General features: G+C 36.5%; 8 protein-coding genes and 1 pseudogene. All 9 read left to right on the top strand.

Annotation, left to right across the window (positions count from 1 at the left end; translation table 11 throughout):
- The first annotated feature begins 124 nt into the window (after window positions 1-124).
- Complete coding sequence (locus V7164_RS21305; RefSeq protein WP_315668757.1) at window positions 125-256, top strand: FbpB family small basic protein; 132 nt, start codon at window positions 125-127, stop codon at window positions 254-256.
- Window positions 257-318: 62 nt separating this feature from the next.
- On the top strand, window positions 319-462 hold the full coding sequence (locus V7164_RS21300) for an acid-soluble spore protein N (protein WP_335345802.1): 144 nt from the start codon (window positions 319-321) through the stop codon (window positions 460-462).
- Window positions 463-525: 63 nt separating this feature from the next.
- Entirely contained in the window at window positions 526-762 is a 237-nt protein-coding gene (tlp, locus tag V7164_RS21295) for a small acid-soluble spore protein Tlp (protein ID WP_335355177.1), read from the top strand.
- A gap of 112 nt (window positions 763-874) precedes the next feature.
- The gene (locus tag V7164_RS21290; protein ID WP_438824736.1) at window positions 875-3,211 is read left to right on the top strand and encodes an AAA family ATPase; all 2,337 of its coding nucleotides are present in this window, start codon (window positions 875-877) and stop codon (window positions 3,209-3,211) included.
- 2 nt (window positions 3,212-3,213) lie between these two features.
- A complete protein-coding gene (locus tag V7164_RS21285) occupies window positions 3,214-3,645 on the top strand; it encodes an acyl-CoA thioesterase (RefSeq protein ID WP_335355176.1) in 432 nt (143 codons plus the stop codon).
- A gap of 44 nt (window positions 3,646-3,689) precedes the next feature.
- Window positions 3,690-3,989 (top strand): hypothetical protein, encoded by a 300-nt coding sequence (locus tag V7164_RS21280; protein ID WP_335355175.1) that lies wholly within the window; start codon window positions 3,690-3,692, stop codon window positions 3,987-3,989.
- Between the two features lie 319 nt (window positions 3,990-4,308).
- Window positions 4,309-4,536: a hypothetical protein gene (locus V7164_RS21275; RefSeq protein ID WP_335355174.1), complete on the top strand. Its 228-nt coding sequence runs from the start codon at window positions 4,309-4,311 to the stop codon at window positions 4,534-4,536.
- A 21-nt stretch (window positions 4,537-4,557) separates the two neighbouring features.
- Window positions 4,558-5,523: a quinone oxidoreductase family protein gene (locus V7164_RS21270; RefSeq protein WP_335355173.1), complete on the top strand. Its 966-nt coding sequence runs from the start codon at window positions 4,558-4,560 to the stop codon at window positions 5,521-5,523.
- A gap of 126 nt (window positions 5,524-5,649) precedes the next feature.
- Window positions 5,650-5,856, top strand: a pseudogene (locus tag V7164_RS21260) (VOC family protein); the annotation flags it as partial.
- Between the last annotated feature and the right edge of the window lie 122 nt (window positions 5,857-5,978).

Here is a 5,978-nt window from a genome sequence, read left to right as displayed (position 1 = left end):
GAATTCATCAGCTTATGCTGATGTTTTTCTTTTGTAAAATAAAATTTTCGAAAATTTGTAATAATTAAAACGGTTATTGACCATAATAAAAGTTAATATAGGTTTAAAGGAAGGTGACATAAAAATGAGAAAACCACGAAAACGCTCATTCGCCGAACTTGTTTCAGAAAATAAGCGACAAATATTAAAAGATCAGGCAGCAATGGAAAAAATTGAAGAGCGATTAGAAGAAAAGCGATTAAATAAAGCGGAATAACATTCTTTACCATAAATGCCCCCCTACTCTACTGGACATACTTTTAATGAGGAGGGATTCTTATGAGTAATCCGAAACGAGAATCTGTGCAATATAATCCTAATCATATTGGGACAAAATCGCGCAGCTTTGGTGGAAATAAGGGGAAAAAAATGCAAAGCAATACTGGCGGAGTTCCCCAAGTAATACAAACAAAAGGTGAATAGCTTTCCTTTGAAACGACATACTAACTTTGTATCAGCACATCTTCAATAGGAGGTTATTTATTTATGGCTTATGAAAATAAACCTAAACCAGATGATCGCAGTGACAATGTTGAAAAACTAAATACGATGGTTGAAAACACAATTGAAAATATGAATGATGCTGAAGAAACGATGCAGTTTGCTGATGGAGAAGAGCGTGCAAAAATTGCCGCTAAAAATGAGCGCCGTAAGGAAAGTATTGAAGCAATGCGTGCGGAAATTCAAGATGAAAGCCAGGCACGGCAAAATGGTTATAAATAAATAAGCTACATTTAGAAGACCTGATCCCAAAGATCAGGTCTTCTTTTAATTCAAATTTTTTTCCCTATCATTAAGTATGATATGATAGTTGTGGACTATAAAAGAAGAAGTGATGCAGATGGAAAAACAAAGACAGAACAAGTATATGAACAGTCAAATAAGGAATTGGGAATTGGAGTTTCAGCATAATGGTTATATTGAAAATGAAGCTGCAATATTAGCCTTCATCAAAACGTTAAATCACAATGAAAATAGGGAACTAGTTTCAGAATTACTATCGCTCGCCGGTCGTTCAAGACTAGCAAAAGCAAAGGAAGATACTCTTGGTCTTGCGTGGATACAAAAAGCATATAGCTTAAATCCACATCATTCTAAAGCGGCTGAGATCATCGAACAAATGAATTGGAAAAACAAAGAAGTTTTATTAGATATTTTGTCGTTTCCTCCGCTTCGAGAAACAGATAATAAACAAGCGAAATTGCAAACCGTTAATCAGATTCAAGAACAATGTAGGATGTTTTTAGATCAAGCTGAAGAGGAGCGGGAGCAACTTACCAAAACTCAAGATAAACTGACGGATGACCATTTGATCAAATTATATTCAAGCATGGATATACTGTTAGATAAGGCTGAGGAGGAGACGTTAAGGCTTCTTAAAGCAAGTGAAGAATACATACAATCCGTTGTGGGAGTCTTTTACCACTCTTCGTATTACGCTGAAATGAGAGAAACTTTAGACCGGATTGAAGAGATTAAGAAGAGCTGGGAATTGCTTTTTAAAGAGGAATCATTAGAAGTTGAAACTGCAGCAAACCCACTGGAAGAATTGGAAAAATTGATCGGATTAGAACATGTTAAAGGGCGAGTAAGAGATTTTTACCGATATTTAAAGTATCAGAAGGATAGAAAAGCACTTGGTTTTCAATTAAAAGATGAATTAAGCCTGCATATGATTTTGACAGGAAACCCGGGAACTGGGAAATCGACATTAGCAAGGTTACTGGCAAAAATTTATTATCACCTTGGTTCATTATCTAAAGAAGCTGTAGTAGAAGTCGATCGTTCACAGCTAGTCGGCGCTTTTGTTGGGCAAACGGAAGAAAACGTACGGGCTGCAGTCCAAAAAGCACTTGGAGGAGTATTATTTATTGATGAGGCTTATAGTTTAAGAAGAGAAGGACAATCAAGCAATGATTATGGGCAAACGGTCATTGATACCCTCGTGTCATTAATGACAGGCCAAGAATATGGCGGGAAATTTGCTGTTATTATGGCCGGATACCCAGATGAGATGCGTCAGTTCCTTGATGCAAATCCTGGGTTAAGAAGTCGTTTTCCCCAATCGAATTTTATCCATCTGCCTAACTATTCAAATGATGAGCTCATTCAGATTGCCGATAAACTTGCTTTAGATAATGACTATGTTCTGACTGCTGAGGCAAAACAGGAGCTTGAAAAAAGGATTGAAATGGAAAGGGTAGATGATACGTTTGGAAATGCCCGGGCTGTAAAAAACATTGTCTTAGATGCTATTTTTAATAAAGGTGCTCATATTGATGATGGCGACAATTCCATATTAGATTATTCACTGCTCGATAAAACGGATTTTGAAATGACTGCATACGATGCGCCAATAAATCCTAAAAAACAATTAATAAATTTAATAGGTCTTCAAACGGTAAAAAACGAAGTGAATATGTTAACATCATTTGTAAGGATGCAGCAAATTAGAAGAGAAAAGGGACTTCCAGTCGTACCAATCCAGCTTCATTCAGTTTTTATTGGAAACCCGGGAACAGGAAAGACTACCGTTGCCAAAATTTATGCAGAGCTTTTAAAGGAATGCGGATTTTTAAAAAGAGGGCATTTAATTGTTGCAAGCCGAGCGGATTTTGTCGCTGGATATGTCGGACAAACTGCGATTAAAACGAAAAAGAAATTGAAAGAAGCACTTGGCGGAGTCCTCTTTATTGATGAAGCCTATTCCTTATTATCTGGAGTTCAAGGTGACTTTGGCAAGGAAGTCATTGATACTCTAGTTGATGAAATGACAAAGCATAATGAGAACTTAGTTGTCATATTAGCAGGTTATCCGAACGAAATGGAGGCCTTGCTGCATAGTAATCCGGGGTTGAAATCAAGATTTAAAAAGTTTCTCTATTTTAATGATTACACTGCGGAAGAGCTGCTCCAAATTATGATCAATTATGCTTCACAATTTCAATACGAAATAACAGGAAGTGCGATTGAGTATCTTAAAGGGGAACTTAAGGGAATATCCATAAACGGTAATGGACGATTTGCAACAAATCTAACGGATGAAACAATTCAATCCCAAGCAATGAGGATTCTTGCTGGAGACGATAAGGATACGCTGTTACAGAATGTATCCTATCTTGAAAAAGAAGATTTTGAAACAGCTCTCAAAAGAATGGGAAATGGGGAATAAACATGTTAGTATCAACAAGGGAAATTGAAGTAAGATACGCTGAAACGGACCAAATGGGTGTTGTTTACCATGCTAACTATTTAATTTGGATGGAATTAGGCCGAACCCAGCTCATTAAGGATTTAGGTTTTAATTATGCAGAGATGGAGAAGGATGGGATTATTTCACCTGTCCTAGATATTCAAGCATCCTATAAGAAGCCGCTGCATTATGGTGAAAACGCAATAATAAAAACTTGGATTGAGGAGTATGATGGCTTGCGGGTCAGCTATGGCTACGAAATATATACAGAAGAAGGAGAACTTGCTGTTACAGGCATATCCAAGCATGTTTGTGTCAAAAAGGAATCATTCCGCCCAATATCTGTTAAGAAACATTACCCAATTTGGCATGAGGCCTATGAAAAGGCAAAAAAGCATTCTGTTAATGTGTGAAATTTCCTTCTAAATTATTAATATTAAAGAGGAGAGATGCATCTTTGGCATTTGGCATAAAAAAGGAAGAACTGGACGAATGGAAAAGAAAAATCGATCTGGGAGACATCGCTTTTTTAACCCATTATTGGCTAGATGATCGCTTTCCAGACTGTACAACCGTCACCAAAGTTGGATGTAATGATATGGAAAAACTAGTTAAATGGGGAAAGAAGTACGGATTAAGAGCTGAATGGATACATCAACGGAAGGATGGCTATTCACATTATGATCTTTTAGGTGAGAGGCAGGCTGAAATTCTTGAAAGAGAAGGATTGTTAGAGCAAATTTGGAAATTAAAGTAGTGATAGCGTATATTTTTCCTTTAATACAAATTAACGCTTAAATAAACTTGGTGATAAAAATGTCTAAACCCTTGGTATATATGGGATTGGACATTTTTTTATTATATCATATTTACCGTTAAGAAGGATAAAAGCCATATAGTTGAAGAAAATAATTTTCCTATACAAATTTTCTATTTTGTATGGTTACATAGAATTTCTATGTATATAATAAATTAATAATGATTATTAAAGGAGTTATATAGATGAATATTGGTCTAGGACTTATTTTAATTCCATTTTCAATAATCATAATCTTATTTAGTATGTTTTGTTCAATTTGAAGCAAAATATTATTATTTTTTTTGTAATTGGTATGGTTCTTCTATTATCGGCATTTTCTTTTAGCCATATTCTTCCTCGCCTTTATCATCATACATTTACGAAAACAACAGATTTAAGTAAGGAAAGCATTGAAGGACTTTTATTAAATGATGATTTTAATAGTGAAGAAATAACAAAAAGTTATGGGAGGAAAGCAGAACAAAGTATTGCATTTATTAATTAACCCTAGAGATGAGGTATATATATGAAAGCACTTGTTTTTAATACATTTGGAGGTCCGGAAGTCCTGGAATATTGCGAAGTAATGGATCCTGTCATCGGTCCGGATGAAATTCTTTTAAGAATGAAAGCAATCGGTCTAAACTTTGCAGACATTTATAGAAGGAAAGGAAATTATCATCTTGCCGGGGGGCCTCCATATATTTTAGGTTATGAAGGTGCCGGAATTGTAGAAAAAGTAGGAGCAGAAGTGCAAGGCATAAGCTCAGGAGACCATATTGCATTTGCTGATGTTCCATTTGCCAATGCAGAGCTAGTAGCTGTTCCATATGAAAAATTGATACCTCTGCCAGGATCAGTTTCATTTAAGGAGGCTGCATCCATACTCCTTCAAGGGCTAACTGCACATTATCTTACAAGGGACAGTTATGCTGTAAAAAATAATGATGTTGTCTTAGTACACGCAGCAGCCGGAGGTGTCGGGCAGCTTCTTGTTCAAATTGTAAAGCTTCTTGGTGGTAAGGTAATAGGCTTAACATCTTCCACGGAAAAAGTTGAAGTTGCAAAAAAAGTGGGAGCGGATTTGGTACTCCAGTACAAGAATGACTGGAAGCAGAAAGTTCTGGAAGAAACTAACGGCAAAGGGGTGGATGTTGTTTATGAATCAATAGGCTCTACACTCATGGACAGTTTTGCTGTTACGCGCATCGGTGGTACAGTTGTATTTTATGGGATGGCAGGTGGAGATCCGGCTTCAGTTGATCCCCGTATGTTGATGGATACATCAAAAACTCTAACGGGGGGAGATCTTTGGAATGTTCTCACTTCTAAGGAAGAAAGAGTGACACGATCAAAAGAGCTGTTTAGATGGATAGAAGAAGGAAAAGTAAAAGTATCGGAGCCGACAACTTTTGCGTTAAGAGATGGACAAGAAGCTCATCGATATCTAGAAAGCCGAAAAAGTACGGGTAAAATCTTATTACTTCCATAAGGGGCAGCGACAGAAGACCAAACAACAAGGAATTTTCTTCCGTTTTGAAAGAATTGGCTAAATCATCTATTGATCCTTTTTGTGTGGAAACCTATGATCAAATGCTCACATGCACGCCAGACATTCTCTTCTGTGAAACATCAGTTTTCCTTTACTCCTTCATACTCAATTTTTGTTACTTATGATACTGAAGAGGTGCTTACCAATCTTTATAAGAAATTCATTATAGATGGGTAAGCACTTATGCCGTTAGGTGACTATGGTTTTAGTACGAAGTTTGGCTGGCTAAATGATCGGTTCGGTGTTTCATGGCAACTTAATCTTCCGAAATAATTTTATGCTTGTTTTGCAATCAGGCGCAATTCTGCAGCAAGAAATGTGCTTTTTTCTTTTTGGTTTGGGCCACATTGTGGAATAAGTTAGATCAAATAGAGAAGATTGTGAAAAAATGTACT

The sequence above is a fragment of the Bacillus sp. JJ1474 genome (genome assembly GCF_036965225.1).
Taxonomy (GTDB): domain Bacteria; phylum Bacillota; class Bacilli; order Bacillales; family Cytobacillaceae; genus Cytobacillus.
This window is presented reverse-complemented; position numbering and strand designations above follow the sequence as displayed.

Coding starts and splice junctions, on each gene's coding strand:
- V7164_RS21305 (WP_315668757.1), top strand. CDS start 125: ATGAGAAAACCACGAAAACGCTCATTCGCCGAACTTGTTTCAGAAAAT.
- V7164_RS21300 (WP_335345802.1), top strand. CDS start 319: ATGAGTAATCCGAAACGAGAATCTGTGCAATATAATCCTAATCATATT.
- tlp (WP_335355177.1), top strand. CDS start 526: ATGGCTTATGAAAATAAACCTAAACCAGATGATCGCAGTGACAATGTT.
- V7164_RS21290 (WP_438824736.1), top strand. CDS start 875: ATGCAGATGGAAAAACAAAGACAGAACAAGTATATGAACAGTCAAATA.
- V7164_RS21285 (WP_335355176.1), top strand. CDS start 3,214: ATGTTAGTATCAACAAGGGAAATTGAAGTAAGATACGCTGAAACGGAC.
- V7164_RS21270 (WP_335355173.1), top strand. CDS start 4,558: ATGAAAGCACTTGTTTTTAATACATTTGGAGGTCCGGAAGTCCTGGAA.